The sequence below is a fragment of the Sphingomonas sediminicola genome (assembly GCF_049991885.1).
GTDB lineage: Bacteria > Pseudomonadota > Alphaproteobacteria > Sphingomonadales > Sphingomonadaceae > Sphingomicrobium > Sphingomicrobium sediminicola.
Genome location: NZ_CP178916.1, coordinates 1,563,187 through 1,586,795, shown reverse-complemented (window position 1 = coordinate 1,586,795; position 23,609 = coordinate 1,563,187). Strand labels below are relative to the sequence as shown.

General features: G+C 63.5%; 28 protein-coding genes and 1 pseudogene. 21 read left to right on the top strand and 8 right to left on the bottom strand.

Annotation, left to right across the window (positions count from 1 at the left end; genetic code table 11):
• Nucleotides 1–115: 115 nt before the first annotated feature.
• Nucleotides 116–1,126: pseudogene (gene thiS / locus ACMC5O_RS08190) on the top strand (sulfur carrier protein ThiS).
• Here thiS and ACMC5O_RS08185 read toward each other — a convergent pair.
• Nucleotides 1,119–1,931, bottom strand: a complete 813-nt coding sequence (locus ACMC5O_RS08185; RefSeq protein ID WP_426692675.1) for a class I SAM-dependent methyltransferase — start codon at nucleotides 1,929–1,931, stop codon at nucleotides 1,119–1,121. The pseudogene thiS and the gene ACMC5O_RS08185 sit on opposite strands and share 8 nt — an antisense overlap.
• Before the next feature lie 46 nt (nucleotides 1,932–1,977).
• Between ACMC5O_RS08185 and ACMC5O_RS08180 the strand changes: the two genes are divergently transcribed.
• The 3 genes from ACMC5O_RS08180 (at nucleotide 1,978) to ACMC5O_RS08170 (ending at nucleotide 4,215) form a co-directional block, all read left to right on the top strand.
• Nucleotides 1,978–2,631, top strand: a complete 654-nt coding sequence (locus ACMC5O_RS08180) for a protein-L-isoaspartate(D-aspartate) O-methyltransferase (RefSeq protein WP_246444384.1) — start codon at nucleotides 1,978–1,980, stop codon at nucleotides 2,629–2,631.
• Nucleotides 2,621–3,943: an erythromycin esterase family protein gene (locus ACMC5O_RS08175; RefSeq protein ID WP_246444713.1), complete on the top strand. Its 1,323-nt coding sequence runs from the start codon at nucleotides 2,621–2,623 to the stop codon at nucleotides 3,941–3,943. The genes ACMC5O_RS08180 and ACMC5O_RS08175 overlap by 11 nt, the downstream gene beginning before the upstream one ends.
• Before the next feature lie 86 nt (nucleotides 3,944–4,029).
• Entirely contained in the window at nucleotides 4,030–4,215 is a 186-nt protein-coding gene (locus ACMC5O_RS08170; protein ID WP_187710020.1) for a hypothetical protein, read from the top strand.
• Here ACMC5O_RS08170 and ACMC5O_RS08165 read toward each other — a convergent pair.
• Nucleotides 4,212–5,873 (bottom strand): thiamine pyrophosphate-binding protein, encoded by a 1,662-nt coding sequence (locus tag ACMC5O_RS08165; protein ID WP_426692674.1) that lies wholly within the window; start codon nucleotides 5,871–5,873, stop codon nucleotides 4,212–4,214. The two genes, ACMC5O_RS08170 and ACMC5O_RS08165, sit on opposite strands and share 4 nt — an antisense overlap.
• Nucleotides 5,874–5,998: 125 nt before the next feature.
• On the opposite strand from ACMC5O_RS08165, the gene ACMC5O_RS08160 reads away from it, so the two are divergent.
• Nucleotides 5,999–6,337 carry a UrcA family protein gene (locus ACMC5O_RS08160; RefSeq protein ID WP_281389478.1) on the top strand — a complete coding sequence of 113 codons (339 nt, stop codon included), beginning with the start codon at nucleotides 5,999–6,001 and terminating at the stop codon, nucleotides 6,335–6,337.
• Nucleotides 6,338–6,347: 10 nt separating this feature from the next.
• On the opposite strand, the gene ACMC5O_RS08155 is transcribed toward ACMC5O_RS08160, so the two are convergent.
• Nucleotides 6,348–7,775, bottom strand: a complete 1,428-nt coding sequence (locus ACMC5O_RS08155; RefSeq protein ID WP_187709196.1) for an NAD-dependent succinate-semialdehyde dehydrogenase — start codon at nucleotides 7,773–7,775, stop codon at nucleotides 6,348–6,350.
• Between the two features lie 161 nt (nucleotides 7,776–7,936).
• Here ACMC5O_RS08155 and ACMC5O_RS08150 point away from each other — a divergent pair, with 161 nt between their 5' ends.
• From ACMC5O_RS08150 to ACMC5O_RS08110, 9 genes are all read left to right on the top strand, one after another.
• Nucleotides 7,937–8,236 carry an SCP2 sterol-binding domain-containing protein gene (locus ACMC5O_RS08150; protein WP_187709197.1) on the top strand — a complete coding sequence of 100 codons (300 nt, stop codon included), beginning with the start codon at nucleotides 7,937–7,939 and terminating at the stop codon, nucleotides 8,234–8,236.
• A 3-nt stretch (nucleotides 8,237–8,239) separates the two neighbouring features.
• The gene (locus ACMC5O_RS08145; RefSeq protein ID WP_426692673.1) at nucleotides 8,240–8,620 is read left to right on the top strand and encodes an ACT domain-containing protein; all 381 of its coding nucleotides are present in this window, start codon (nucleotides 8,240–8,242) and stop codon (nucleotides 8,618–8,620) included.
• 78 nt (nucleotides 8,621–8,698) lie between these two features.
• Entirely contained in the window at nucleotides 8,699–9,340 is a 642-nt protein-coding gene (locus ACMC5O_RS08140; protein ID WP_187709198.1) for a glutathione S-transferase family protein, read from the top strand.
• 8 nt (nucleotides 9,341–9,348) lie between these two features.
• The gene (locus tag ACMC5O_RS08135) at nucleotides 9,349–9,825 is read left to right on the top strand and encodes a GlcG/HbpS family heme-binding protein (RefSeq protein ID WP_187709199.1); all 477 of its coding nucleotides are present in this window, start codon (nucleotides 9,349–9,351) and stop codon (nucleotides 9,823–9,825) included.
• Between the two features lie 53 nt (nucleotides 9,826–9,878).
• Entirely contained in the window at nucleotides 9,879–10,586 is a 708-nt protein-coding gene (locus ACMC5O_RS08130; RefSeq protein WP_187709200.1) for a CoA transferase subunit A, read from the top strand.
• Nucleotides 10,586–11,245 carry a CoA transferase subunit B gene (locus ACMC5O_RS08125; protein WP_426693522.1) on the top strand — a complete coding sequence of 220 codons (660 nt, stop codon included), beginning with the start codon at nucleotides 10,586–10,588 and terminating at the stop codon, nucleotides 11,243–11,245. Before ACMC5O_RS08130 ends, ACMC5O_RS08125 begins: the two co-directional genes overlap by 1 nt.
• Nucleotides 11,242–12,108 carry a retroviral-like aspartic protease family protein gene (locus tag ACMC5O_RS08120; protein ID WP_187709201.1) on the top strand — a complete coding sequence of 289 codons (867 nt, stop codon included), beginning with the start codon at nucleotides 11,242–11,244 and terminating at the stop codon, nucleotides 12,106–12,108. Before ACMC5O_RS08125 ends, ACMC5O_RS08120 begins: the two co-directional genes overlap by 4 nt.
• Before the next feature lie 21 nt (nucleotides 12,109–12,129).
• Nucleotides 12,130–12,996: an N-acyl homoserine lactonase family protein gene (locus ACMC5O_RS08115; RefSeq protein WP_246444388.1), complete on the top strand. Its 867-nt coding sequence runs from the start codon at nucleotides 12,130–12,132 to the stop codon at nucleotides 12,994–12,996.
• Nucleotides 12,997–13,995 (top strand): NADPH:quinone oxidoreductase family protein, encoded by a 999-nt coding sequence (locus tag ACMC5O_RS08110; RefSeq protein ID WP_426692672.1) that lies wholly within the window; start codon nucleotides 12,997–12,999, stop codon nucleotides 13,993–13,995.
• Here the strand turns inward: ACMC5O_RS08110 and ACMC5O_RS08105 are convergent, their stop codons facing one another.
• The 3 genes from ACMC5O_RS08105 to ACMC5O_RS08095 all read right to left on the bottom strand — a co-directional run bounded on the left by ACMC5O_RS08105 (nucleotide 13,996) and on the right by ACMC5O_RS08095 (nucleotide 17,474).
• A complete protein-coding gene (locus ACMC5O_RS08105) occupies nucleotides 13,996–15,006 on the bottom strand; it encodes a hypothetical protein (RefSeq protein WP_187709202.1) in 1,011 nt (336 codons plus the stop codon). It lies immediately after the preceding gene.
• Nucleotides 15,007–15,123: 117 nt separating this feature from the next.
• A complete protein-coding gene (locus tag ACMC5O_RS08100) occupies nucleotides 15,124–16,833 on the bottom strand; it encodes a vWA domain-containing protein (RefSeq protein WP_426692671.1) in 1,710 nt (569 codons plus the stop codon).
• 95 nt (nucleotides 16,834–16,928) lie between these two features.
• Nucleotides 16,929–17,474 (bottom strand): RNA polymerase sigma factor, encoded by a 546-nt coding sequence (locus ACMC5O_RS08095; protein ID WP_187709203.1) that lies wholly within the window; start codon nucleotides 17,472–17,474, stop codon nucleotides 16,929–16,931.
• 140 nt (nucleotides 17,475–17,614) lie between these two features.
• Here ACMC5O_RS08095 and ACMC5O_RS08090 point away from each other — a divergent pair, with 140 nt between their 5' ends.
• The 7 genes from ACMC5O_RS08090 to nadA all read left to right on the top strand — a co-directional run bounded on the left by ACMC5O_RS08090 (nucleotide 17,615) and on the right by nadA (nucleotide 22,642).
• Nucleotides 17,615–17,947 (top strand): DUF1476 domain-containing protein, encoded by a 333-nt coding sequence (locus ACMC5O_RS08090; protein WP_187709204.1) that lies wholly within the window; start codon nucleotides 17,615–17,617, stop codon nucleotides 17,945–17,947.
• 2 nt (nucleotides 17,948–17,949) lie between these two features.
• Nucleotides 17,950–18,192, top strand: a complete 243-nt coding sequence (locus ACMC5O_RS08085) for a BolA family protein (RefSeq protein WP_187709205.1) — start codon at nucleotides 17,950–17,952, stop codon at nucleotides 18,190–18,192.
• Complete coding sequence (grxD, locus tag ACMC5O_RS08080; RefSeq protein ID WP_187709206.1) at nucleotides 18,192–18,509, top strand: Grx4 family monothiol glutaredoxin; 318 nt, start codon at nucleotides 18,192–18,194, stop codon at nucleotides 18,507–18,509. Before ACMC5O_RS08085 ends, grxD begins: the two co-directional genes overlap by 1 nt.
• A gap of 249 nt (nucleotides 18,510–18,758) precedes the next feature.
• Nucleotides 18,759–20,024: a glycosyltransferase gene (locus tag ACMC5O_RS08075; protein ID WP_187709207.1), complete on the top strand. Its 1,266-nt coding sequence runs from the start codon at nucleotides 18,759–18,761 to the stop codon at nucleotides 20,022–20,024.
• 43 nt (nucleotides 20,025–20,067) lie between these two features.
• Nucleotides 20,068–20,913 (top strand): MBL fold metallo-hydrolase, encoded by an 846-nt coding sequence (locus ACMC5O_RS08070; RefSeq protein ID WP_426692670.1) that lies wholly within the window; start codon nucleotides 20,068–20,070, stop codon nucleotides 20,911–20,913.
• Entirely contained in the window at nucleotides 20,898–21,632 is a 735-nt protein-coding gene (locus tag ACMC5O_RS08065; RefSeq protein ID WP_187709209.1) for a DUF4230 domain-containing protein, read from the top strand. Before ACMC5O_RS08070 ends, ACMC5O_RS08065 begins: the two co-directional genes overlap by 16 nt.
• Nucleotides 21,629–22,642 carry a quinolinate synthase NadA gene (nadA, locus tag ACMC5O_RS08060; protein ID WP_187709210.1) on the top strand — a complete coding sequence of 338 codons (1,014 nt, stop codon included), beginning with the start codon at nucleotides 21,629–21,631 and terminating at the stop codon, nucleotides 22,640–22,642. The genes ACMC5O_RS08065 and nadA overlap by 4 nt, the downstream gene beginning before the upstream one ends.
• Here the strand turns inward: nadA and ACMC5O_RS08055 are convergent.
• Both ACMC5O_RS08055 and ACMC5O_RS08050 read right to left on the bottom strand, forming a co-directional pair.
• Nucleotides 22,639–23,058, bottom strand: a complete 420-nt coding sequence (locus ACMC5O_RS08055) for a RidA family protein (protein ID WP_187709211.1) — start codon at nucleotides 23,056–23,058, stop codon at nucleotides 22,639–22,641. The two genes, nadA and ACMC5O_RS08055, sit on opposite strands and share 4 nt — an antisense overlap.
• Nucleotides 23,055–23,570 carry an MAPEG family protein gene (locus ACMC5O_RS08050; protein ID WP_187709212.1) on the bottom strand — a complete coding sequence of 172 codons (516 nt, stop codon included), beginning with the start codon at nucleotides 23,568–23,570 and terminating at the stop codon, nucleotides 23,055–23,057. The genes ACMC5O_RS08055 and ACMC5O_RS08050 overlap by 4 nt, the downstream gene beginning before the upstream one ends.
• Between the last annotated feature and the right edge of the window lie 39 nt (nucleotides 23,571–23,609).

The window sequence follows — 23,609 nt, the reverse complement described above, 5'->3', positions numbered from 1 at the left end:
CGCCCACACGGGCCAACTCGCGCCGCGTCTTACCGCCTCGCGCGGCGGCGTCCAGTGAAAGCGCGCCTGTCTTCAATTGCGCGGGAGGCCGTACGTTCCTATCTGCCCCGTACAAATGACGGTTGATCATACAGTCCAGGTCCGCATCAACGGCGAGCATCGCCGGGTGAATGAGGGCATCAGCATTGCAGAGCTCGTCAGCGAGCTTGGCTTCGATCCCATTCGGGTTGCCGTCGAGCGTAATCTCGAGGTCGTTCCGCGATCGACCCTGCGCGAAGTGACTGTGCAGGACGGCGATGATTTCGAGATCGTCCGGTTCGTCGGAGGCGGTTGAATGAACGTCGAAGCCCCAGTGAAAGCCGACACGTGGACCGTCGCGGGCCGTACCTTCACGTCGCGGCTGATCGTCGGAACGGGGAAGTACAAGAGCCTCGAAGAAAATGCGGCGGCGGTCGAAGCGTCGGGCGCGGAGATCGTCACGGTCGCCGTTCGCCGGATTAACATCTCCAACCCAAACGAACCGATGCTGACCGACTTCATCGACCCGAAGAAGATCACCTACCTTCCAAATACGGCGGGTTGCTTCACCGCTGACGATGCCATCCGTACCCTTCGCCTGGCACGAGAGGCGGGTGGCTGGAACCTCGTGAAGCTGGAAGTGCTCGGCGAGGCGAAAACACTCTATCCCGACATGCGCGAGACACTCCGCGCGACCGAAGTCCTCGTGAAGGAGGGCTTCGAGCCGATGGTCTATTGCGTCGACGATCCCATCGCCGCGAAGCAGCTTGAAGAAGCAGGCGCGGTCGCGATCATGCCGCTGGGCGCGCCGATCGGCTCCGGCCTGGGAATCCAGAACCGCGTGACAATCCGCCTGATCGTCGAGGGCGCCGGCGTCCCCGTTCTGGTCGATGCCGGCGTCGGCACCGCGAGCGATGCCGCACAGGCGATGGAGCTGGGCTGCGACGGGGTCCTGATGAACACGGCAATCGCCGAGGCGAAGGACCCGGTCATGATGGCTCGCGCGATGAAAGCCGCGGTGGAAGCGGGCCGGCTGGCCTATCTTTCAGGACGGATGCAAAAGCGCCGCTACGCCGATCCCAGCAGTCCGCTTGCGGGACTTATTTAGCCGCGGTCACGATGTGCGCCGTCATCGGCGCGCCGAATCCGTCCGGTCCTTCATACTCGCGCATGGCCTTCAGCACTTTCTCGTAGACCCGGTCGAGCGCGTCCGGCCCATAGTCGTCCATCGCCAGCTCGACACCCATCGGAGAACCGTAGACGAGCCCTCGCGCACCGTCCTCGGCTGACGAGCTGCGGCTGTCCAAGGTGATCGTATCGAGCTCGATGTCGTTGAAGCCGGCCGAGCGGAGATCTCTCTCGATCCACTCAGGGTCGTAATAGCTGAACGGTCCGCGCGTCATGAACTGGGGCGGGTTGTCGGGAAACAGCTCCCGCATGCTCTCGTTCGCGATGTTGCTGAGAATGTTCCGGTCGATCCGGTCCCACACCGCAAACAAATAATGCCCGCCGTCGCGAAGCACTCTGCGCGCTTCGGTATTTCCCTTCACCTTGTCCGGGTAGAACATCACGCCAAACTGGCAGACGACCAGGTCGAAGCTTTGATCTTCGAACGGAAGCTCGAGCGCATCGGCCTGCCGGAACGTCACATTGCCTGAAGAAACGCGCGTCGCGGCCACGTCGAGCATCGCCTGGTTGAGATCCGTCGCGACGATCCGGGCGGCCGGGAGCGCCTTCGACAATGCGTCCGTGACGACACCCGTCCCGGCGGCGGTCTCTAGAATGTCCCCCGGCTGAAACTCGGCCGCGCGCTCCGCCATCACCTGCGCATAAGGACGGAAGAGCAGCGGCACCAAATGCTTCTCGTAGTTCGCGGGTACTGACCCGGAAAACCGTACGTCCATCGTAGCCATCGGAACGTGCCTCTCCGATCTCGGTTCTTGTGCTGGAGGCGGGCTTATGCCTGAATTCGCCGAACTCCGCGAGCGCATGGTCCAGCGCCAGATTGAGGCGCGCGGAATCACGGATCCTGCAATTCTTGACGCCTTTCGGGAGGTGCCGCGGGAGGCGTTCGTCTCCGCCGATTATGCCTCTGCCGCTTATGAAGATCATCCGCTTCCGATCGAGGCCCGGCAGACCATTTCCCAGCCCTACATCGTAGCGCTGATGATCGCTGCGGCGGGCATAAAGCCTGGTGACAAGGTTCTCGAGGTCGGCGCGGGTTCCGGCTACGCCGCAGCGGTCATGAGCCGCATCGTGCGCGAGGTTATCGGGATCGAACGGCAGCACGATCTCGTCGAGGTGGCGCGGGAGAGGCTCAAGCGGCTCGGATATGATAATGTGCGCATCGTCGAAGGCGACGGCACGCGCGGTTGTCCGAGCGAGGCTCCGTTCGACGCGATTCTGGCGGCTGCGAGCGGAAGCCACATTCCAAAGCCGCTGCTGGGCGAACTTGCGCCGGGAGGCCGCCTTGTAATGCCGATCGGCGACCCGGGCTGGGCGCAGGAGCTCGTGAAAGTGACGAAGCTGCCGGATGGAAGGATTACGCAGGAAAGCCTCGGCGGAGTCCGCTTCGTGCCCTTGATCGGCGAGGAGGGCTGGAGTGAACGTTGACGCAGACCTGCAGCTTCTGCCCGAATTGATCCGGCGAGCTGCCGAACCGCTGCCCGATCTGGACGATCCGGCCTTCGGAGCCATGTTCGACCGCTTCGGCGATGCGCGGGTCGTCCTGCTCGGCGAAGCAAGCCACGGAACGAGCGAATTCTATCGGGCGCGGGCGGCCATTTCCAAGCGGCTGATCGAGCGTCATGGCTTCAACATCGTCGCGGTCGAGGCCGACTGGCCCGACGCCGCTACAATCGACCGCTACGTCCGTCACCGTCCGTGGCGTGAAGGCGAACTCCGCGCCTTCGAGCGCTTCCCGACCTGGATGTGGCGCAACTCCGACGTCGACGCCTTCATCCGCTGGCTTCGGGAGTACAACGAACAACGTCAGTACGAGCAGATGGCGGGTTTCTATGGCCTCGACCTTTACAATCTTCAGGCATCCATGCGCGCGGTCATCGACTTTCTCGAAAAGGAGGATCCGGAAGCCGCGAAGATCGCGCGCCGGCGCTACGCCTGCCTGGAGCCATGGGCCGATCATCCAGCAACCTACGGGCGAATGGCCATCTTCGAAGGCTATGCACGCTGCCAGGCGCCGGTGCTGGAGATGCTGCGCGACCTAATGCAGCGCAATTTCGATTGCCTCACGATCGAGTGCGATGAGTGGCTCGACGCTGCTGCTAACGCTCGGCTCGTGAAGAATGCCGAGGCCTATTACCGCGTCATGTACGAAGGCGCGGCGGAGAGTTGGAATCTGCGCGACACGCACATGTTCGAGACGCTCAATCAGCTGCTCGACGCGAAGGGACCGCGGTCCAAGGCGATCGTCTGGGCGCACAACAGCCACATCGGCAATGCCGCGCACACGGACATGGGCAAAAGTCGCGGCGAGTTCAACATCGGCCAGCTGTGCAAGGACATGTTCGACGCGAAAGCGCGGCTGATCGGCTTCGGGACGCATACCGGAACGGTCGCGGCGGCGGACGACTGGGACGAGCCGATGCGGGTCAAGCAGGTGCGCCCGTCGCTGGAGGGCAGTCACGAACGTATGTCTCACGACAGCGGCGTGAGCCGGTTCCTGCTGGACCTGAGGACGGAGGAGATCGGTCGCGAATTGCGGCAAGCGCTCGGCGAGGAGCGCCTCGAGCGGTTCATCGGTGTCATCTACCGCCCAGAGACGGAGCGCTGGAGCCACTATTCCGAATGTGTCTTGCATCAGCAGTTCGACGCCTGGGTCTGGTTCGACGAAACCGAAGCCGTGACGCCGCTCCCCGGCGAAATGCGTCCGGGCGAAGAGGAGACCTATCCGTTCGGCTTGTAATCGCCGGATCGGACTCTTTTCTTGCAGCAAATCAGCAGTCTCGATCGTTAACCAATTGTGCCGATGCCAGTGTAACGGAGGATGTGATGGCGCATCGCCGGCCCAAGTCGCCGGGCAGCTTCCAGGATGAGCTTGAGGGTGTAATCGAACGCGTTGCGCCGACCGGTTCGAAGCTGCCTGCGAAGCACGACAAGCCGAAGGAGCGGGGCGTTTCAGACCCTGCCGGATTGAACGACCGGCTCTTCTGGAGAAGGCCGGAGGAGAGGGCTTAGGCCCCCGCTTTCTCCCGGATTTTCGAGATCGTCGTCGCGTTGGTGATTTGCTCGACGTCGGTCTTGCAGTGGATCAGGCGGATGCCCTTCTGCTCCATCGCCCGATCGAGCGCCGGGGCGAAGTCCGCAGTCTTGTCGACCGTCTCCGCCCAGCCGCCGAACGCTCGGGCGAGCGCAGCGAAATCCGGATTGTTGAGCTGGGTTGCCGAGAGGCGCTTCGGATACTCGCGCTCCTGGTGCATACGGATGGTGCCGTACGCGCCATTGTCGACGATGATGACGAGCAGGTCCGCGCCATATTGCGCCGCGGTCGCCAGCTCCTGTCCGTTCATCAGGAAGTCGCCGTCGCCGGCGACACAGACGACCGGGCGGTCCTTGAAGCGCAATGCTCCCGCCACCGCTGCGGGTAGGCCGTAGCCCATAGTCCCCGACGTCGGCGCGAGCTGCGTCGGCATGCAGCCGTAACGCCAGTAGCGATGCCACCAGCCCGAGAAGTTGCCTGCGCCGTTGCAGATGATCGTGCTCGGTGGGAGTTTCTCGCGCATCGTTGCGACGCACGGGCCAAGATCGAGCGTCACGCCTTCGCGCGGCTTGGGCTCCGACCATTCGAGCCATTCCTGATGCGCCTGCTCGCCGCATGAGAAACGGACGAGATCGGGGTCGTTCCACTCGTCGATCATCTCCGCGAATTCGCCCATGTCGGCGCAGATCGGCAGGTCGGCATGATAGACGTGACCGAGCTCGTTCGGGTCCGGATGGACTTGCACAAGCGTCTGCCCGGGATGGTCGGGCGTGACGAGCGCATAGCCGTCGGTCGTTGATTCCCCGAGGCGGGCGCCGACCGCAAGGATCAGGTCTGCATCGCGAATGCGTTGCTGCAGCTTCGGATTCGGCCCGTACCCGAGTTGGCCCGCATAGACTCCGCACTTGTTGTCGATGGCGTCCTGCCGGCGGAACGCGGCAGCAACAGGAATTCCGTATCGGAAGGCGAAATTTGCGAAGTGGTGCGCCGCTCTCGGGCTCCAGTCGGCGCCGCCGACGATGGCGATCGGCGAAGCGGCTTCCTTGAGGAGCTCGAACAAGGCCTGGATCGCGCCCGGATCGGGCTCTTCTGCAACTGGCGGGACACGAGGGCGGTCCGCTGTTTCGACCTGGTCGCGAAGCATGTCTTCCGGCAATGCGAGCACGACTGGGCCGGGACGTCCGGCGGTCGCGACGCGATAGGCTCGGTAGATATATTCCGGAATCCGGCGGGCATCCTCGATCCGCGCGGCCCATTTCGCGATCGGGCCGAAGAAGGCCGGGAAGTCGATTTCCTGGAAGCCTTCGCGGTCGCGGTCGCCGCGCGCGACATCGCCAATGAACAGGATCATCGGGGTCGAGTCCTGGAAGGCGACGTGAACGCCTGCGGTCGCGTTGGTCGCGCCGGGGCCGCGGGTGACGAAGGCAATGCCCGGCCGACCGGTCATCTTGCCGTCCGCGTCCGCCATGTAGGAAACCCCGCCTTCCTGGCGGCACACGACCGTGTCGATCTCAGGCGCATCGTGAAGCGCGTCGAGGACGGCGAGAAAGCTCTCCCCGGGGACGGTGAAAATGCGGTCGCAGCCCTGGATCCTGAGCTGGTCGACGAGGATCTGGCCGCCGGTGCGCTTGGTCATGGCGCGCCTCTAGCGAGCGCCGCTTACGTCGTCACCCCCGCCCGCCTCATCCGGACAATCACCTATTCTGATCAGTCCTGTGAACCCGTACTCGCATACTTCCGAAATAGGGAGAATTGCGATGACTGTACGTCACCGTTGGATGCGCAAGCTTATTCGCAATGGAAGCGACCGCGGTCGCGCAGGCGCCAGACGAAGGGGACATTGTCGTCACCCGTAAGCTGCCGCCCTCTAAGGATCGCCTGGTTCGAGTCGTTTACATCGGCGATATCAATCTCAAGGACGCGGCCGGGCGGACCGAGATGGAAAAGAGAGTGAGCAAGGCGGTCGACTACATGTGCGCCATTCCGTCGCCGATTCCCGGGCAGGAAAAGGCGATGACGGCTCCTTGCCGCGAGGAAGCGTGGGCCAGCGCGAGGCCGCAGATGGAAGGCGCCATGGCGAGAGCCAACGCCCATAAATAGCGACGAAAAGCTAAGCCTGGTGGATCGCCTTGACCACCTGGTAACTTTCCATCCCTTCCTTGCCACCCTCTGAGCCGAAGCCGCTGTCCTTCACGCCCCCAAACGGCGCGTCGGCAAGAGAGATGGCAAATGTATTGATCCCGACCATGCCGCTCTCGACGAGGTCGCCGATCAGGTTCGCGCGGCGGCCGTTTTCGGTGAATGCGAATGCCGCGAGGCCGAAGGGCAGTCGGTTGGCCTGTTCAATCACTTCCTCGAACGTGTCGAACGGGCGCGAGACAGCGACGGGGCCGAACGGCTCCTCGTTCATGATCTCGGCTTCGTTGGGAACGTCGGCGAGCAAAGTCGGCTGGAAGAAGAAGCCGCCATCGCCGCGCTCGCCGCCGGCGAGGACGCGCGCGCCCTTGGCCTTGGCGTCCTGCACCAAAGCCTCGATCGCGCCCGGGCGGCGGCTGTTGGCGAGCGGACCCATGCGGGTGTCCGCTTCAAGTCCGTTGCCGATCTTCACCTTCTGGGTGCGCTCGGCGAAGCCCTTCACGAAGGCCTCGTAGATGCCGCTCTGCACGTAGAAGCGGGTCGGCGAAACGCAGACCTGGCCGGCGTTCCGGAACTTCTGCGGAACGACCATGTCTAGCGTCTTTTCAAGGTCGCAATCGTCGAAGATCAGGACCGGTGCATGGCCGCCGAGTTCCATCGTCACGCGCGTCATGCTGTCGGCGCAAAGGCGCATCAGATGTTTGCCGACATTGGTGGAGCCAGTGAAGCTGACCTTGCGGATGACCCTGCTGGCGATGAGCGTCTCGCTGACGAGGCCCGATTCACCGTGGACGAGCTGGGCTACGCCTTTCGGAATGCCGGCATCGGCAAGAGCGCGGAAAAGCTCGGTGCCGACACCCGGTGTTTCATGCGGAGGGCGCGAGATGACCGTGCAGCCGGCGGCGAGAGCGGCGCTGACCTTCTTGGCGAGCAGGTAGAGCGGGAAGTTCCACGGCGTGAACGTCGCAACCGGGCCGACCGGCTGACGGATCACTCGCGAGACCTGGCCTGCCGGGCGGACGAGGGTCCGGCCGTAGTCGCGCTTGGCGTCTTCGGCGTACCAGTCGAACAGTTGTGCGGAGGCGAGCGTTTCGGCCTTGGACTCGGCAAGGATCTTGCCCTGCTCCTGAGTCATGGTCGCGGCAATCAGGTCGACGCGTTCGCGCAGGAGCTGTGCCGCCTTGTGAAGGATCGCCCCGCGCTTCTCGACATCCATCGAGCGCCACTCCGGCCATGCGCGATTCGACGCTTCAAGCGCCTCGTCGAGGTCGGCCTTGGTCGCGTAAGGCACCTCGGCGATCGGGCTCGCGTTGACGGGGTTGAGGACGGTGTGGGCGTCGCGGCCTTCGCCGGTTTTCCAGATGCCGTCGATGAAGAGTTTGAGGTCGGTTTCGTATCCCATGGAGCGCCAGATAGGCTTCCGCGCCGCTCTAGCCAAGGAGAGTCATTACGGATGCGATGCGCGGCGAGCAGCCGTGCGGCCATGCCCCCGGCATGGTCCGCGTGCGGCTGCTTGTTTCGCCTGCAACACGAGGCTACCGCTTACTGACAAAGGAGAAAGCAATGACCAAGCAGGAACTCGTTTCGCGCATGCAGGAAGGTCAGGCCTGGGTGCCGGGCAAGCGAGTGAAACTCGACTTCGGAAGCGAGGGCGTGATCCTGCTCGACGGCGCGGCCAGCCAGGTCTCTGAAGAGGATGGTGCGGCCGACACGACGATCAAGGTCAATTGGGAAGACTGGCAGGCGATGGCCGCTGGCCAGCTCGACGGCATGACGGCGTTCATGACCGGCAAGCTGCGCATCGAAGGCGACATGTCGAACGCGATGCAGCTCCAGGGCGTTCTCGCAAAGCTTCGCTCCTGATCCTTGGCCGGGGAGCGCGATCTTTCCCGGCTTCTGCGGGGCTTGAGGCCAAGGCTCTACCCGGATCGCTACGCATTCGCTGCGGTCGTGGAGCCTTCGCTTGGGGCCGGCCAATTTGCACTCGTTCGTGAAGGCGAAGGCCTGACTTCGATCCATCCTGATTCGCAGGGGGAATGGGCGCGGATCAGCCTGGAGATCCATTCGAGCCTCGATGCGGTTGGCCTGACGGGCGTGATGGCGTCGAGGCTCGCCGACCTCGGCATCAGCGTGAACATCATCGCAGCCCTGCACCACGACCATTTGTTCGTCCCTTGGGATCGGCGTGAAGAAGCACTGGAGTGCCTGCGAAGTTTGCAGGGCCAGGCCGAAAACCGGTCCGCATAAGCAGAGCTTATCGGTTGCTTCGCTGAATCCGCTTGTCGAACCGCACGCCGCGGCCAAGGGAGGAGCCCGGAGGCCTCAATGCTGAAACTGTTCTACTCGCCGGGCGCTTGCTCGATCGTCAGTCACATCGCGCTCGAGGAAAGCGGTGCTGAATTCGAGCCTGTCCGGGTGACTCTCGCCCAGGCCGAGCATCTCAAGCCCGAATACCTTGAAATCAACCCGCACGCTCGGGTTCCCGCGCTGGGGACCGGCCACGGCGTGGTCACCGAGAATATCGCGATCCTCAACCTGATCGCCGACCTGTTCGGCAAGGACGGCTCGGTGCCGCGTGACGATCCCTATGCGGCGGCTCGCTGCAACGAGCTTCTCGGCTGGTTCGCATCCACAGTGCACATTTCCTTCGCGCAAATCTGGCGCGCAGCCCGCTTCACGAGGGACGAAAGCATCCATCCGGCGATTGTCGCCGGCGGACGCGAAAACCTTGAAAACCAGTTCGCAGAAATTGAGGCCCTGTCGGGCGAAGGATGGCTTGCCGGCGGGCGATTCACGGCCGCAGACTCATACGCGCTGACCTTCTTCCGCTGGGGGAGAAGGATCGGCATGGACATGGCCGCCTTTTCGCGCTGGGCTGCGCATTTGGAGCGCTTGCTCGAGCGGCCGGCGGTTCAACGCGTGCTGGAACGCGAGGGCCTTGCGCCCGCGGAGTTTCAGCCTGCATAGGAGGCGCGATGCGAGCCACAAGTCTCGGTCTGATGTTGGCAATCTCGGCATCACCGCTTCAGGCTCAGCAGGCGGCGCTGGACGCACGCACGGCGCAGGCGATCGTTGCTGGATGCGCGGCTCACGCGACGGCCAGGAACCAAAGCCACGCGATCGCGGTGGTTGATGTGGGAGGACACCTTGTCGCCGCGCTGCGCATGGACGGCAACGGCAGCGGAATAATAGATTTCTCGCTAGCGAAGGCTCAGGCAGTCGCGGCCTGGGGATTCCCGACCGCGCAGATGGAACAGGCGGCGAAGGAAACGCCGGGCTTCGCCAATGCTCCGCATGTCGTGACGGTACCTGGCGGCGTTCCCATCTGGTCGGCCGACGGCAAGACGCGGATCGGCGGCGTCGGAGCATCGGGTGAGGAGCCTGCCGATGACGCCGCGTGCGCTGAAGCCGGCATTCGCGCCGCCGGCCTCAGGAGCAGCCGCGTCCGTTGAATCCTTGACCCTCATCCGCGCGAACGGCAGAGGCGGGGCCCAAGGAGTGGCGGATGAAGAAGATCTATTCCAGCGCCGAAGAAGCTCTCGACGGCCTTCTGTTCGACGGAATGACGATTGCTGCTGGCGGGTTCGGCCTGTGCGGCATCCCGGAGCGGCTGATTGACGCGATCCAGGCGAGCGGCGTCAAGGACATCACCATTGCCTCGAACAATGCCGGCATCGACAACGAGGGTCTCGGCAAGCTCCTGCGCACCAAGCAGGTGAAGAAAATGATCTCGTCCTACGTCGGCGAGAACAAGGAGTTCGAGCGGCAATTCCTGGCAGGCGAGCTGGAGGTCGAATTCACCCCGCAAGGCACGCTCGCCGAGCGACTGCGCGCGGGCGGTGCGGGCATCGCGGGATTTTACACCAAGACCGGCGTCGGCACCGTCGTCGCCGAGGGCAAGGAAACCAAAGTGTTCGACGGCGAGACCTACGTCCTCGAACGCGGCATCCGCGCCGATCTCAGCATCATCAAGGGCTGGAAGGCCGACGAAAGCGGCAATCTCATCTTCCGCAAGACCGCCCGCAACTTCAACCAGCCGGCGGCAACCAGCGGCAAGGTGTGCATCGCGGAGGTCGAGGAGATAGTGCCAGTCGGATCGCTCGATCCCGACTGCATCCACCTGCCTTCGATCTACGTGAAGCGGATGATCCTCGGCGCTCCGTACGACAAGAAGATCGAGTTCCGGACTGTTCGTCAGCTGGAGGCTGCATGATGACGACCCATGACTTGCTGACGAAGGGCTGGACCCGCGACCAGATGGCGGCGCGCGCGGCGAAGGAGCTTCGCGACGGCTATTACGTGAACCTCGGCATCGGCATTCCAACGCTCGTTGCGAACAACATTCCGGAAGGCATGGAAGTGACGCTCCAGAGCGAGAACGGGATGCTCGGCATCGGGCCCTTCCCCTACGAGGACGAGGTCGATCCGGACCTCATCAACGCCGGCAAGCAGACGATCAGCGAGCTTCCGTCGTCCTCCTATTTCGACAGCGCGGCGAGCTTCGCGATGATCCGGGGCGGGCACATCGACCTGACCGTGCTCGGCGCAATGGAAGTCAGCGAGAAGGGCGACATCGCCAACTGGATGATCCCCGGCAAGATGATCAAGGGCATGGGAGGCGCGATGGACCTCGTCGCAGGCGTCAAGAAGATCATCGTCGTGATGGAGCATGTCTCGAAGAACGGCGATCCGAAGTTCATCCCGGAATGCACCCTTCCGCTGACGGGCAAGAACGTCGTCGACATGATCATCACCGACCTCGCGGTATTCCAGCGGCCGGACCACGACAGCCCGTTCAAGCTGATCGAGCTAGCTCCGGGAGTGACCGCGGAGGACGTCCGCCAGAAGACCACGGCGCATTACGTGGAATGAGGTGGCTCGCATCCTTGGTGGCGCTTTGCCTGCCGGTGCCCGCCCTGGCGGAGGTCCCGGTGCAGATTGCGCCAACAGGGCATGCGACCGTGCCGGTGACCGGCAGCTTCGGAACGGCCCAGTTCGTATTCGATACGGGCGCGGAAGCGAGCGCGGTCTACGCGGATTTCGCGGACAGCGCAGGGCTGACCGTAGCGGGAAGCGAGACGCTTCAGGGCCAGACGGGCAGCGATGAAGTACCCCTTGTCTCGCTCGGCAGCATTGGCCTCGACGGGGTTCAGAAGGATGGCATCAAGGCCGTCAAGCTCGACCCGCGCGCCGATGGAGTGAAGCTCGCGGGCATTGTCGGGCTCGACCTGTTCGGTGATCGAACGGTGGACTTCGATCTTCCCCACAAGCGAATTTCCCTGCTTGCGCAGGGTGCCCGGCCCGCGGGTGAAGACACCCAAAGCGTCGCCGCATCGACGACCACGGGCAATCTCCTCACCGTGCCGGTCACGATAGGTGAGGTGACTGCGACGGCAGTGATCGACACGGGGGCGCGCAAGACGCGCATCAACTGGGCGCTTGGACGGTTGCTTGGGCTCAACCCGGCGAAACTGGCGAAGGGCGACGTCATCCAGGGCGCGACAAACAAGGCGGTCGAAACGGGAGCCACGCACATTTCCAACGTTCGCCTTGGCAGCCGCGTGCTGGCCCATGCTCCGGTGCTGGTCGCGGATTTGCCCGTTTTCGAAACGTTTGGCGTCGCCGGCCGGCCGGCGATGATCCTCGGCCTGGACTGGCTGGACAGGACGCGGATGGTGATCGATTTCCCGGGGCGGAAAGTCTGGTTCGAAGCGGTCGAGGTACCGGCTACCTGAAACTCGAAGAAGGAAGAGCGTATGCGGACGATCGTGCTTGGACTGCTTTTCGCAACCGCGGCCATGACGGCCTGCGCGCCCTCCAGCTCCGAAGCCAACAATCAGGCTCCGGCCGCTGACGCACCGTCGAAGCAATCCGCGGCGCTTTCACTGACGCGGCTCGACTGCGGCCATGCCGACTTCAAGGACATGAACGGCTTCTTCTCGGATCGTCCGGGCGTCTATCCGCCCGGCCCAGGCAAGGTCACGGACAGCTGTTACCTGATCCGCCACGGCGATCAGATCATGGTTTGGGACACCGGTTTGCCCGCCGAAACCAAGAACAAGCCGATGAACCAGAATGGCATGGTTGCCTCGATCGACCGAACGCTGGCGGACCAGCTCGGCCAGCTCGGTGTGAAGCCGGCAGACGTAGGCGTGCTGGGCATCAGCCACATGCACGGCGACCACATCGGCCAGGCAGCGCAGTTCACGAATGCGCGGCTGGTCGTGGGTAAGGGCGACTTTGAAAGGCTCGCCGGCAGGCCGGAGGATTCGCTCAAAGGCTGGCGCGGGGCCGGCAAGAAAGTGACGCTGGCGACAGCCGACGTCGACGTATTCGGCGACGGTAGCGTCGTCGCGCTTCACCTTCCGGGGCATACGCCCGACCATCTCGCCTTGCTGGTTAAGCTCGCGTCGGGACCGGTGCTCCTGACCGGCGACCTCTATCATACGACGATCGCGCGTCAGAAGCGGGCAGTACCGGGGTTCAATACGAGCCGGGAACAGACTCTCCAGTCGATGGACAAGTTCGAGAAGCTCGCAAAAGACACTGGCGCGAAGGTGATTATCCAGCACGAACCGAACGACATCCCGCTGCTTCCCGCTTTCCCGGAAGCGGCGAAGTAGGTGCGGGCTCTTCTCAGCCATGAGCCCGGCGGACCGGAAATTCTTCGGCTAGAAGAGCTTCCCGATCCGGAGCCGGGATCGGGCGAGATTCTGGTCCGCGTCCGTGCCGCGGCAATCAATTTTCCCGACGTCCTCATTATCGAGGATAAGTATCAGCTGAAGCCGCCCCGGCCGTTCGCGCCGGGCGGCGAGATTGCCGGCGAGATCGAGGCCATCGGTGAAGGCGTTCAAGGCTGGACCGTCGGCGATCGCGTCATCGCGGTCACCGGTTTCGGAGGCCTAGCCGAGAAGGTCGTCGTCCCGGCGCGCGCCGCATATCGGCTGCCCGAGGAACGCAGCTTCGAGGAAGGCGCGGCGCTGTTGCTAACCTACGCGACGTCCATCCATGCCTTGCTCGATCGCGGAAAGCTTCAGGCGGGACAGACTTTGCTCGTGCTAGGCGCAGCTGGCGGCGTTGGCCTTGCGGCGGTGGAGCTGGGCAAGGCTTACGAGGCGCGCGTCATTGCCGCTGTTTCCTCGGAAGAGAAGGCGCAGGCCGCGCGCGACGCCGGAGCGGACGAGGCAGTGGTTTATCCGCAGGGGCCGTTCGACAAAGATGGCCAGAAGGCGCTCGCCCAGCTCTTCAAGGAGGCGGTTGGGCCCGCCGGCGCGGACGTCATCTACGATCCCGTCGGCGGCGACTACACCGAGGCGGCGCTTCGAAGCATCGCATGGGAAGGGCGCTTCCTCGTGGTCGGTTTCCCAGCCGGCATCGCGAAGCTTCCTCTCAACCTGACGCTGTTGAAGAGTTGCGACGTTTGCGGCGTGTTTTGGGGCGCGTTTGCCGCCCGCGATCCGAAGGCCAATGCAGCGCACGTCGAAACTCTCTTCAAGCTGTGGCGGCAGGGGATGATCTCGCCGAAGGTCAGTGCGACCTATCCCCTCGAACGGGCAGGAGAAGCGATCCGCGCGATCGCCGAGCGCCGCGTAATCGGGAAGCTCGTCGTCACGATCTACTAGCTAGGGCGTCACTTCGCGGACGCGGATCGGCCCTGGCGGCGAGCATAACGCGTTGAAGCAGGCCGGGGCGAACCAGAGCCTAGAGGAGCCCTTCGTCCGACCATCGTCGCGAGTACGCATGGCGTAGGGCTTCAGTCCGAGGATTTCGGCTTTGACCGCCGGCGTGAAGATCCGGTCGAAGTCGCTCTCGACCTCCCGACGCGAGCGGTAGGTCCTGGCTCCGCCTTCGGTGTTCACGGTGAGGGGAAATCCGACGAGCTTGCTGACTGCACGCCGGTCATCCGTCCTCAGTGCCGACTGCAGCCGCGACAGGAAATCGCCGTAGGTGTCGACTGTCACCAGCGGCGAGGACTTCCCGACGGCAACCTGCCGGTTCGCGCGATCCGATAAATCCGGTGAACGTATCCGCGACCCGGTTGCCACAATGTCCTGCGCGCCCGACTCAGCCGCATATCCTTCTCTCTCCGGCGCTGGAGCGGGCGGCGGTGGCGGGGGAGCCGGAGGAGGCGCCGCGGCCATTGCCGGCGCGGGCTCTTCATTGGCTACCTTTTGCGCGACTGGGGCCAACGTCATGGGCGCCGGACTGGGTTGGGCCTGTCGCGCTGCCGGCGCCTGTGGTTCGCTCGGAGCCTGATCGGCGACGGCTTGATTCTCGGAAGGCTCGAATGCCGCCAGGTTGTCCGCTGTGTCAGCCGCCTCCTGCGTCGGTTGAGCTGCTATTGAGGCGGTCGGTTGCTGAGGAGCTGGCCGCGGACCGTCGCGAAGCGTCGCGAGCGCAATCGGCAGGCCGACTACGGCTAACATTGCGGCCGTCGCGAGGGCACTCGCCGGGCCACGATGCGTGTTTGCCCATCCGAACAACCCCGGCCGCTCGCGTCCAGCCCGATCACGGGCCGTTTCCTCGACCCCGTCAAATTTCCGAAGCGCAGTATCGATCGCCGCTTGCCGCGCCGCGGGCCGCGGCGGCGGCGCCTTGGGCAGCAAAATGGGACCGTCGTTGCCGATCGCCATCTATCGCGGTCCATCGAAGAGCAGCATCGACAAACTCATAACCACAATCGCGGCCTCGTCGAAGGCGTCTTTTGGGCGGCCGCCGGCGCCGGGGGCTCGCGCCGGCGGCCACAAGCCCTAGCGCTCCAGCTGCGCCATGGTCTGGGCGCTCTTCGCGGCACGCACCAAACCGACAAACTCGGACCGGTAACCGAACTCGTCGGATCCCCGCGAAGCATTGGCGATCCTCAGCACGTCATCATAGCTGAGCGACCCGGTGTGCTTGCCCCCGCGGAGCAATTCCGCGAATCCGGCGACCGCAGTCGCGAACCTTGCGTCGCGCGGTGCGGCTTCGAAGCTGCGGGCTTCCATGCGCCGGTCGATCGGCGTCGAGATCAGTCGGCTCGTGTCCGACTTCGGCAGCTTGTACCGGATTTTCACGAAGCCGATCTCGTTGCTTCGGCTCGCGATCGATGCCGCCGTCTTGCCGTAGCGCAGGTCGGTCATTGTCCGCGGACCGCCGACCGGAACGATCTCGTAGAGCGCCGTGACGGTCTGGCCCGACCCGACATCGCCCGCATCGACCTTGTCATTGTCAAAGTCTTCGCGGTTGAGTGCCCGCGTCTCGTACCCGATCAGCCGATACTCGGCGACCGCCGCCGGGTTGAACTCGACCTGGATCTTCACGTCCTTGGCGATGGGGAACAGGGTAGAGCTTGCTTCCTCGACCAGCGTCTTCCGGGCCTCCGCGACCGTGTCGATATAGGCCGCTATCCCGTTGCCGTTCTGGGCCAGTGTCTGCATCAGCGCATCGTTGTAATTGCCCATCCCGAAGCCGAGTACGGACAGGAACACGCCCTTGCCGCGCTCGCGTTCGATATAGCCTTTGAGCTCGCCTTGGTCGGTGATGCCGACGTTGAAGTCGCCGTCGGTGGCCAGGATGACGCGATTGACGCCGTTCGGGTCGTAATTCTCCTTGGCCAGTTCGTAGGCCTGGCGGATGCCCTCTGCGCCGGCCGTGCTTCCGCCCGCTCCAAGCCGGTTAATGACCGAGCGAATCTTTTCCTTCTGGCTGACCGGCGTCGGTTCGAGCGCGGTCCCGGCATCACCTGCGTAAGTGACGATTGCGACGGTATCGCGCTCGTCCAGCTCGTCGAGCAGCATGTTGAGCGACTTCTGCACCAGCGGCAGCTTGTTCTCCTCCTGCATCGATCCCGAGGTGTCGATCAGGAAGACGAGATTGGCGTGCGGCCGCGTGGCGCGTTGCACCGAATAGCCCTTGATCCCGATGCGGACGAGCTTGCGGCCCGGCGACCAGGGACTGGGGAACATTGCGACGTTGGTGCTGAACGGCTGCGCGGTGCTCGCCGGCGGCGCATAGTCGTAGGTGAAATAGTTCACCATCTCCTCGGTGCGAACCGAGGCCGGCTGCGGCAGGACATTCTGGTTCAGCGAAGCGCGCACCCAGGAATAGGACGCGGTGTCGACGTCGATCGAGAAGGTCGAGACCGGGTCTTCACGCGCGATCTTGAACGCGTTCTCGACGAAGTTCGTGAACTTGTCGCGGCCGACATCGTGATAGGGCGGTGCCCAGATTCCAGGCGCCCGCTGCATGGCAGGAGCTGGCGGCGGAGGCGGCGACGGCAGTGTTCCGACGCGGAATTGACCCTCGGCCTCCAGATTTCCGACCTTAATGCGCGAGCCGGTCACGACCATGTCGTTTGCTTTATTGTCTTCGGCGACCGGTTCCTGTTGCACCGCGTCAGCCGTCTCGACTCCGCGCCCTGCGCATGAAGCGAGCAGAAGTGCTCCCAGCGCCAACCCGACGGGACGGTATGTGCACCCCATGAAAACCTCCCTCAAAACCAGCGGGCAAGATTGCTCGCCTGATCCTGAGACGTGCGTTCCCGGGATTTCCTTTGAGGGGTCTCGAAAAAATCTTCCTAGGTGTCGGTTTCCCCGGCCGCCGAGAGGATCCGGCGCACCTCATGCATGCGCCAGGAGACCGTCGCTTCCGCAACTTTGAGGATCGCAGCGGCTTCCGCATGGGAGAGCTGCTGCCCGGCGACGAGCACCGCCGTGTCCCTGAGCGCGGGCTTCAACTTGGCGATTGCGCTCTTCAGCCAGATTGCATCGTACAGGTCGCGGCCGTCGGGGGCCGCTGCGATCCCCGCGAGTACCGCCATCTTCTCGGTGAAGAGTCGAAAAGAGCCGCGCCTACGCCGCCAATCCCGGCAGGCGTTGAAAGTGATTCCGATCAGCCAGGTCGTGAATTTCGCTTCGCCGCGAAAGCTTCCGATCTTCTCGACCAAGGTGCAGCAGACGTCTTGGGCGATGTCGTCGGCATCCGCCCGGGATCCCGTCAGATGCCAGGCGAGCCCGTGGATCCGGTCGTAGTGCCGTTCCAGCAAGGCGGCGAACGCCTCGCGGTCGCCCGCGCACGCGGCGGAAACGAGCTTGAAATCTGGATCGCTGCCGATTTCCCCCACCCGTAGCCGCCCGCGATGACCCTCTCGCCGACAGGATTATTACAAAGTTGCCCTGACGGAATAGCTGTTTGGGCTGCTATGCGCGTTGCCTCAACGGCCTATCCCCCTTATTTCGCGGGTCAAACAAGCAAGGGACACCAATGACCCAGTTCAACGATCGCGAGCGCGCCTTCGAAACCAAGTTCGCGCACGACGAGGAAATGAAGTTCCGGGTGCTCGCCCGCCGCAACCGCCTCCTTGGCGAATGGGCGGCGCGCAAAATGGGCCTGTCGGAGGTCGAGGGGCAATCCTACGCCAAGGACGTCGTTCGTGCGGACTTCGAGGAAGCCGGCGAGGAAGACGTCATTCGCAAGGTGCTGGGCGACCTCACCGCGGCCGGTATCGAGACCAGCGATGCGGAAATCCGCCAGACGCTGGAGCACAAGACGGTCGAGGCCAAGCGCCAGCTGATCGAGGCACTCGGAGGACAATAATCGTGCCGATGGCGGCAAGCGACATTGAACGGCTCATCCGCGAGGCCATTCCCGACGCCGAAGTGACGATCAGGGACCTCGCGGGCGACGGCGACCATTATGCGGCCCGGGTGGTGAGCGCGAGCTTCGAAGGGCTCCCGCGAGTCAGGCAGCACCAGCGCGTCTACGCTGCGCTGGGCGGACGTATGGGCGGCGAATTACATGCGCTGCAGCTCGAAACGGCAGCGCGACAAGGAGAAGAGTAATGAGCGATGCAAACAATCGCATCGGCGAGATCGTGAAGAGCAATGAAGTCGTGCTGTTCATGAAGGGCACGCCGTTGTTCCCACAGTGCGGCTTTTCGAGCCGTGCGATCACCATCCTCGAGCATCTCGGCGTCCCGTTCGAGAGCGTCGACGTCCTCCAGGACCCGGAGATCCGCCAAGGCATCAAGGAATTTTCCGACTGGCCGACGATTCCGCAGCTCTACGTGAAGGGTGAATTCGTCGGCGGATCCGACATCATGCTGGAGATGTTCCAGAGCGGGGAGCTTCAGCAGCTGATCGGCGCCGAGGCGAGCTAAACTCGGGACAAACAAAAAGGGACGGTGAGCGGGACCAGAATAACCGCTGCACCGTCCCTTTCGTTGGCGTGGGACCAAGTGGACCCCAATAATGTAGCAACCGCCGTGCCAATTCGAATAAACGGCAGAAAACTGGTATTTTCTGAATTTTCAGTCGGGGGCGTCCGATCAAATGTGTAAAATGCTCCGACAATTTGGAGGCCGAACTGCGGTTGGCACTTTGTCGCTCCGTCTGTGTTGGACATGTCCATGAGCCGCGACGATCCTGAAATGACCAACCCGTTTGAGCCCGAGCGCCTGATTTGCGACCTTACGCAGAGCTGGTCGGAGGTCGGCGGCGGCGTCGGGACCTATTTGCGTCACAAACGGAGCCACATTCTCGGCAAGACACAGCACCGCCATCTCCTCATTGTCCCGGGTCCCGAGGACGCGGTGAAGGAAGAGGGCAGGGCGATCACCGCGACAGTCCGCTCGCCGCGAGTGCCGGGGAGCCCGAACTACCGCCTCATGATACGCAACGGTGCGGTGCGTGAGTTGCTCGAACGATTCCGTCCCGACCTGATCGAATGCCAGGACAGCTACAACCTTCCGTGGGCGGCGATCGCGCATCGCAAGCGCTTTCCGGAAACTGCATTGGTCGGTGGCTATTTCACCGACTTTCCCACGGTTTATGTCGAACGTCCCTTCTCCAAGGTCATGGGCGACACCTTGGCCGGCGCGGCAGGGCGACTTTGTTACCGCTACTGCGGCCATCTCTATCGCCGGTTCGACGCGGTGTTCGCGCTTAGTGAGAACGGCGGTGCGACGAAGCTGCGGTCCTACGGGGTCGAGAATGTCGGCATCGTTCCGTTGGGCGCCGAGCTCGGCGATTTCGGCCCGTCGCGGCGCGACGACAGACTGAGGCGTTCCCTCGGCGTCGGCGAGCAGCAGCCCCTGCTCATTTACGTCGGCCGCCTCGACCTGGAGAAGAAGCCGCAGATCGTCGTCGACGCTTTCCGAAAGCTTCCCGAAGCCCTGGGCGCCCGGCTTGTCCTCCTCGGCGAAGGGCCGCTCCGCGAAGATATTGCGGGGCTCAACAATCCACGGATCGTGACTCCCGGGTTCGTCCGCGACCGCCAGCAGCTGGCACGCTGGCTCGCCAGCGCCGACATCTACGTATCTGGAATGGCCGACGAGACCTTCGGTGTCTCGATCGTCGAGGCGCAGGCATCGGGACTCCCGGTCGTGGGCGTGGAAGCAGGTGCAATGGTCGACCGCGTAACCGATGAGATTGGCCGCCTCGGTCCGGTCGACGATTCGGACGCAATGGCGGCCAACATCCTGTCGATCTGGAACTCGGATCGCGGACGGATGAGCGCGATCGCGCAGGCCGAAGCTCGCCAATATAGCTGGGATTCCAGCATGGCCGCATTGTTCGGCCGTCTCTACCGCCACGCGTTCAAGGCGAGCGTCGAGCGGCAGTTGCAGTCGCGCGAACTCGCCCGTCACGCCTATCTCGGCGTGCCGGCCGAGTAACCCGCCCCTTTGCCGGTGACGGCGTCCATGGCAGAGCGGTCCCGTGGACGCCCCCTACGAACTCCTTGAGACGCTTGAACCCGGCATCGCCCGGGTGCTCGCGCACAACCCTTCGGCGTTCACTTATTACGGCACGCAGACCTACCTGGTCGGCGAACAGGAAGTCGCGATCGTCGATCCCGGCCCTGATCTTTCCGATCATGTCGAAGCCTTGATCCGGGCGATCGGGGGACGCCGCGTTGTCGCGATCATGTGCACGCACACGCATCGCGACCACAGTCCGGCGTCGCGTGCGCTGGCAAATCTGACGGGCGCCCCGATCATCGGCTGCGCACCGCTGGCGCTGGAATCCGTTGGGCCGCGCGCGGACGCCGCGTTTGACGGGGAATACACACCGGATCGAGTGCTTCAGGACGGCGAAAGCGTCGAAGTCGATGGACGTTCGATCGTCGCCGTCGCCACACCGGGTCACACGTCGAACCACTTATGCTTCGCGGTTGGCGGCGCGCTCCTGACCGGCGACCATGTGATGGGCTGGTCGACGACCGTCGTCGTTCCGCCCGATGGTGAAATGGCGGCCTACATGGCCAGCCTCGACAAGCTTCGGCAGCGCGAGGACCGCGTGTTTTACCCGGCGCATGGCCCGCCGGTGACCAATCCGCAGCAATATGTGCGCGGTCTGATGGGTCACCGTATGCAGCGCGAGAAACAGATCCTTCGGCTCGTCGGCGAGAAGGCACGCGACATTCCGGATATCGTCGCGAAAGCCTATCCCGGCCTCGATCCGAGGCTGGAGACTGCGGCGGGTGGTTCGGTTCTCGCGCATCTGCTGGACCTCGAGAAGCGCGGGCTCGTTGTGCAAAGCGAACAGCAATGGACAAGAACCTGAGGATCACGCCGAAACAGACAGCGATAGCTCTCGTCGTCTTCGTCCTCGTCGCTTGGGTCGCGACCTGTCAGTGGCGCGCTTCCGAAGAGCGAAGACGGGATGAGGAAATCGCAACCGCAGAAGGGCTTGCACAGGTCGTATCAAGCACGTTCGCGGGCCGAACGGATCTCAAAGTGTCGAACGTCAGCGGGACCATTGACGTCACCAGCGTCAACCACGGGACGATCTTCAATTCGAAGATGAAGGCCACCTTGCCTTATTCGGTCGACTACTTCGTCGATCTGTCCGGGCTCGGTGCCGATGACGCACGCTACGATCCGCAGACGAAGACCTTGATGGTAAGGATTCCGGACGTTCGGGTTGCCGAGCCCCATATCGATTTGACCAAGGGCAAGGTCGGCGATGCGGAAGGATTTTGGGTGTCGCGGAGAGCGAGCGCGAACCTCGTCAATCGAACGCTCAAGCTGACTCGCGAAAAGGCCGCGCAAAACGCCCGCAAGCCGGAGTATCTCGATCGCGCCAAGCAGGAAGCACGGGAACGTATCGCAGCGCTCCTTGACCTGCCCCTCAAGACCACCCGGTATGACGACGTAAAGGTGGTGGTCCGATTTGCGAGCGACGAAGACGCCGACGATCCTTCCTATCTGGACCTCTCGCGACCATATAATGAAGTGATCGCGGAGGCTGAACGCAGAAGGGCTGTCGAGGGGAGTAGATGACGATTCAATCGCAAAGCCTGAAGGGTATCGATCTCCTCGCCGAGATTGAGCGGCTGAAGCGTGAGCGCAACGCCGTGATCCTCGCGCATTATTACCAGAAGCCCGAAATCCAGGACCTTGCGGACTTCGTCGGTGATAGCCTCGATCTTTCGCGCAAGGCCGCGGCGACAGATGCCGATGTTATCGCTTTCTGCGGCGTCCGCTTCATGGCCGAGACGGCGAAGATCCTGTCTCCCCAAAAGACGGTGATCCTGCCGGACATGGACGCCGGCTGCTCGCTTGAGGACAGCTGTCCGCCCGACCAGTTCGCTGCCTTCCGGGCCGCGCACCCGGACCATATCGCGCTGACCTACATCAACTGCTCGGCGGCTGTGAAAGCGCTCAGCGACATTATCGTCACCAGCTCGTCGGCAGCGGTCATCCTCGACCAGATTCCGAAGGACCAGAAGATCATCTTCGGCCCTGACCGGCACCTCGGCGGCTATCTCGCCCGCAAGTTCGACCGCGACATGCTCCTCTGGCCGGGCGTGTGCATCGTCCACCAGGCGTTCAGCGAGACCGAGTTGCTGAAGCTCAAGGCCGAGTACCCGGACGCCCCGGTTGCGGCGCATCCGGAATGCCCGCCGCACATTATTGACCACGCCGACCATGTCGGCTCGACAAAGTCGATCCTGGACTTCGCGCTGAGCTCGCCGGCCAAGACGATCCTCGTCGCGACCGAGCCGCACATCATCCATCAGATGGAGAAAGCGGCGCCGGACAAGACGTTCATCGGCGTTCCGGGCGGCGACGGGAACTGCAACTGCAACATGTGCCCGTACATGGCGCTCAACACGCTGGAGAAGCTCTACGTCGCGCTCCGCGATCTCCAGCCGCGCATTGAGCTCACGCCCGAAATTATGGACCGCGCGCGCGTGCCGCTCGAGCGAATGCTGGAGATGGCGGGCCGGACAGTCGGGCAGGGCGACGTCGGCAAGCCGATCATCGATCCGAGGATCAGCGGCGACTAGGTCGCGACGCGAGCGATCCCCTCAAGCGTAACCGCATTATTATTGGGCAAGGTCGCGCAGCCGATGGCGGTGCGCGCGTGGCGGCCTTTCTCTCCAAGCCGCTCGACGATCAGCTCCGATGCAGCGTCGATGACCTTGTGCACCTGAGTGAAATCGTCCGTCGCGTTCACCTGTCCGCGAAGGAGCAGAATGCCGCCGATGTTCGCTTCATCTTGCGCGGCGATCGACAGGACGGCGAGCAGGTTGGCGGCAGCGCGGCGTGCCGCTTCGCGCCCGTCTTCCAACGATAATTCGGCCCCAACCTTGCCGGTGATCATCGTTCCATCACGCGCGGAGCTGATGGCGGACAAGAAGACGAGGTCGCCGAACTTGGTGAAGGGCTCGTACAGCCCGACCGGATCGGGCGGCGCCGTCACCCGGCGAGCCGCATCCAAAGCACCGCGACGTACATGAAAATGTTCATGTAAGCGGTCGAGGAGAAGCCGGGAGCCCGATAGAGCGGGCGGATACGATAGCCGATCCAGAAGATCGTCCGGCTAATCACGAACGTGATTGCGACCGCGGGAACGTAACTGATCCGATCGATCGGCAAGCTCACCGACAGCGCGGTAATGCCGACCAGGAAGCAGACGAATTGCTGCAACGTGTTGTCGGCAACGCGACCGTTGACCACCATCTTCTCGCTTTCCTTGCCGAGCGTCGGATCGATCGCTTCGCTGAGGAAGCGCTCGTTGCCGACGGCGACGAGCATGAAGAACAGCGGCAGCACCGCAACGACCGACCACCGCAAGGCATAGGCCAGCCGGTCGCCATTGTTGTCGACGACGTGCGGCTCCGGAAAATATGTTGCAATCGCCCAGACGAGCGCGACCATTCCGACGACGCCCGAAAGCGCGCCGATCGCGACGGTCTTCTGATCCTTGGTCATGTGCCGGCCCCCGCAAGCAGGCCGGCTTCATAGCACAAC

What these genes read in the sequence shown, in the direction of transcription:
- ACMC5O_RS08105 (WP_187709202.1), bottom strand. Translation starts at nt 15,006, where the DNA reads ATGGCGATCGGCAACGACGGTCCCATTTTGCTGCCCAAGGCGCCGCCG.
- nadA (WP_187709210.1), top strand. Translation starts at nt 21,629, where the DNA reads ATGACGATTCAATCGCAAAGCCTGAAGGGTATCGATCTCCTCGCCGAG.
- ACMC5O_RS08180 (WP_246444384.1), top strand. Translation starts at nt 1,978, where the DNA reads ATGCCTGAATTCGCCGAACTCCGCGAGCGCATGGTCCAGCGCCAGATT.
- ACMC5O_RS08075 (WP_187709207.1), top strand. Translation starts at nt 18,759, where the DNA reads ATGAGCCGCGACGATCCTGAAATGACCAACCCGTTTGAGCCCGAGCGC.
- ACMC5O_RS08090 (WP_187709204.1), top strand. Translation starts at nt 17,615, where the DNA reads ATGACCCAGTTCAACGATCGCGAGCGCGCCTTCGAAACCAAGTTCGCG.
- ACMC5O_RS08050 (WP_187709212.1), bottom strand. Translation starts at nt 23,570, where the DNA reads ATGACCAAGGATCAGAAGACCGTCGCGATCGGCGCGCTTTCGGGCGTC.
- ACMC5O_RS08170 (WP_187710020.1), top strand. Translation starts at nt 4,030, where the DNA reads ATGGCGCATCGCCGGCCCAAGTCGCCGGGCAGCTTCCAGGATGAGCTT.
- grxD (WP_187709206.1), top strand. Translation starts at nt 18,192, where the DNA reads ATGAGCGATGCAAACAATCGCATCGGCGAGATCGTGAAGAGCAATGAA.
- ACMC5O_RS08185 (WP_426692675.1), bottom strand. Translation starts at nt 1,931, where the DNA reads ATGGCTACGATGGACGTACGGTTTTCCGGGTCAGTACCCGCGAACTAC.
- ACMC5O_RS08150 (WP_187709197.1), top strand. Translation starts at nt 7,937, where the DNA reads ATGACCAAGCAGGAACTCGTTTCGCGCATGCAGGAAGGTCAGGCCTGG.
- ACMC5O_RS08140 (WP_187709198.1), top strand. Translation starts at nt 8,699, where the DNA reads ATGCTGAAACTGTTCTACTCGCCGGGCGCTTGCTCGATCGTCAGTCAC.
- ACMC5O_RS08130 (WP_187709200.1), top strand. Translation starts at nt 9,879, where the DNA reads ATGAAGAAGATCTATTCCAGCGCCGAAGAAGCTCTCGACGGCCTTCTG.
- ACMC5O_RS08100 (WP_426692671.1), bottom strand. Translation starts at nt 16,833, where the DNA reads ATGGGGTGCACATACCGTCCCGTCGGGTTGGCGCTGGGAGCACTTCTG.
- ACMC5O_RS08135 (WP_187709199.1), top strand. Translation starts at nt 9,349, where the DNA reads ATGCGAGCCACAAGTCTCGGTCTGATGTTGGCAATCTCGGCATCACCG.
- ACMC5O_RS08125 (WP_426693522.1), top strand. Translation starts at nt 10,586, where the DNA reads ATGACGACCCATGACTTGCTGACGAAGGGCTGGACCCGCGACCAGATG.
- ACMC5O_RS08165 (WP_426692674.1), bottom strand. Translation starts at nt 5,873, where the DNA reads ATGACCAAGCGCACCGGCGGCCAGATCCTCGTCGACCAGCTCAGGATC.
- ACMC5O_RS08155 (WP_187709196.1), bottom strand. Translation starts at nt 7,775, where the DNA reads ATGGGATACGAAACCGACCTCAAACTCTTCATCGACGGCATCTGGAAA.
- ACMC5O_RS08120 (WP_187709201.1), top strand. Translation starts at nt 11,242, where the DNA reads ATGAGGTGGCTCGCATCCTTGGTGGCGCTTTGCCTGCCGGTGCCCGCC.
- ACMC5O_RS08115 (WP_246444388.1), top strand. Translation starts at nt 12,130, where the DNA reads ATGCGGACGATCGTGCTTGGACTGCTTTTCGCAACCGCGGCCATGACG.
- ACMC5O_RS08065 (WP_187709209.1), top strand. Translation starts at nt 20,898, where the DNA reads ATGGACAAGAACCTGAGGATCACGCCGAAACAGACAGCGATAGCTCTC.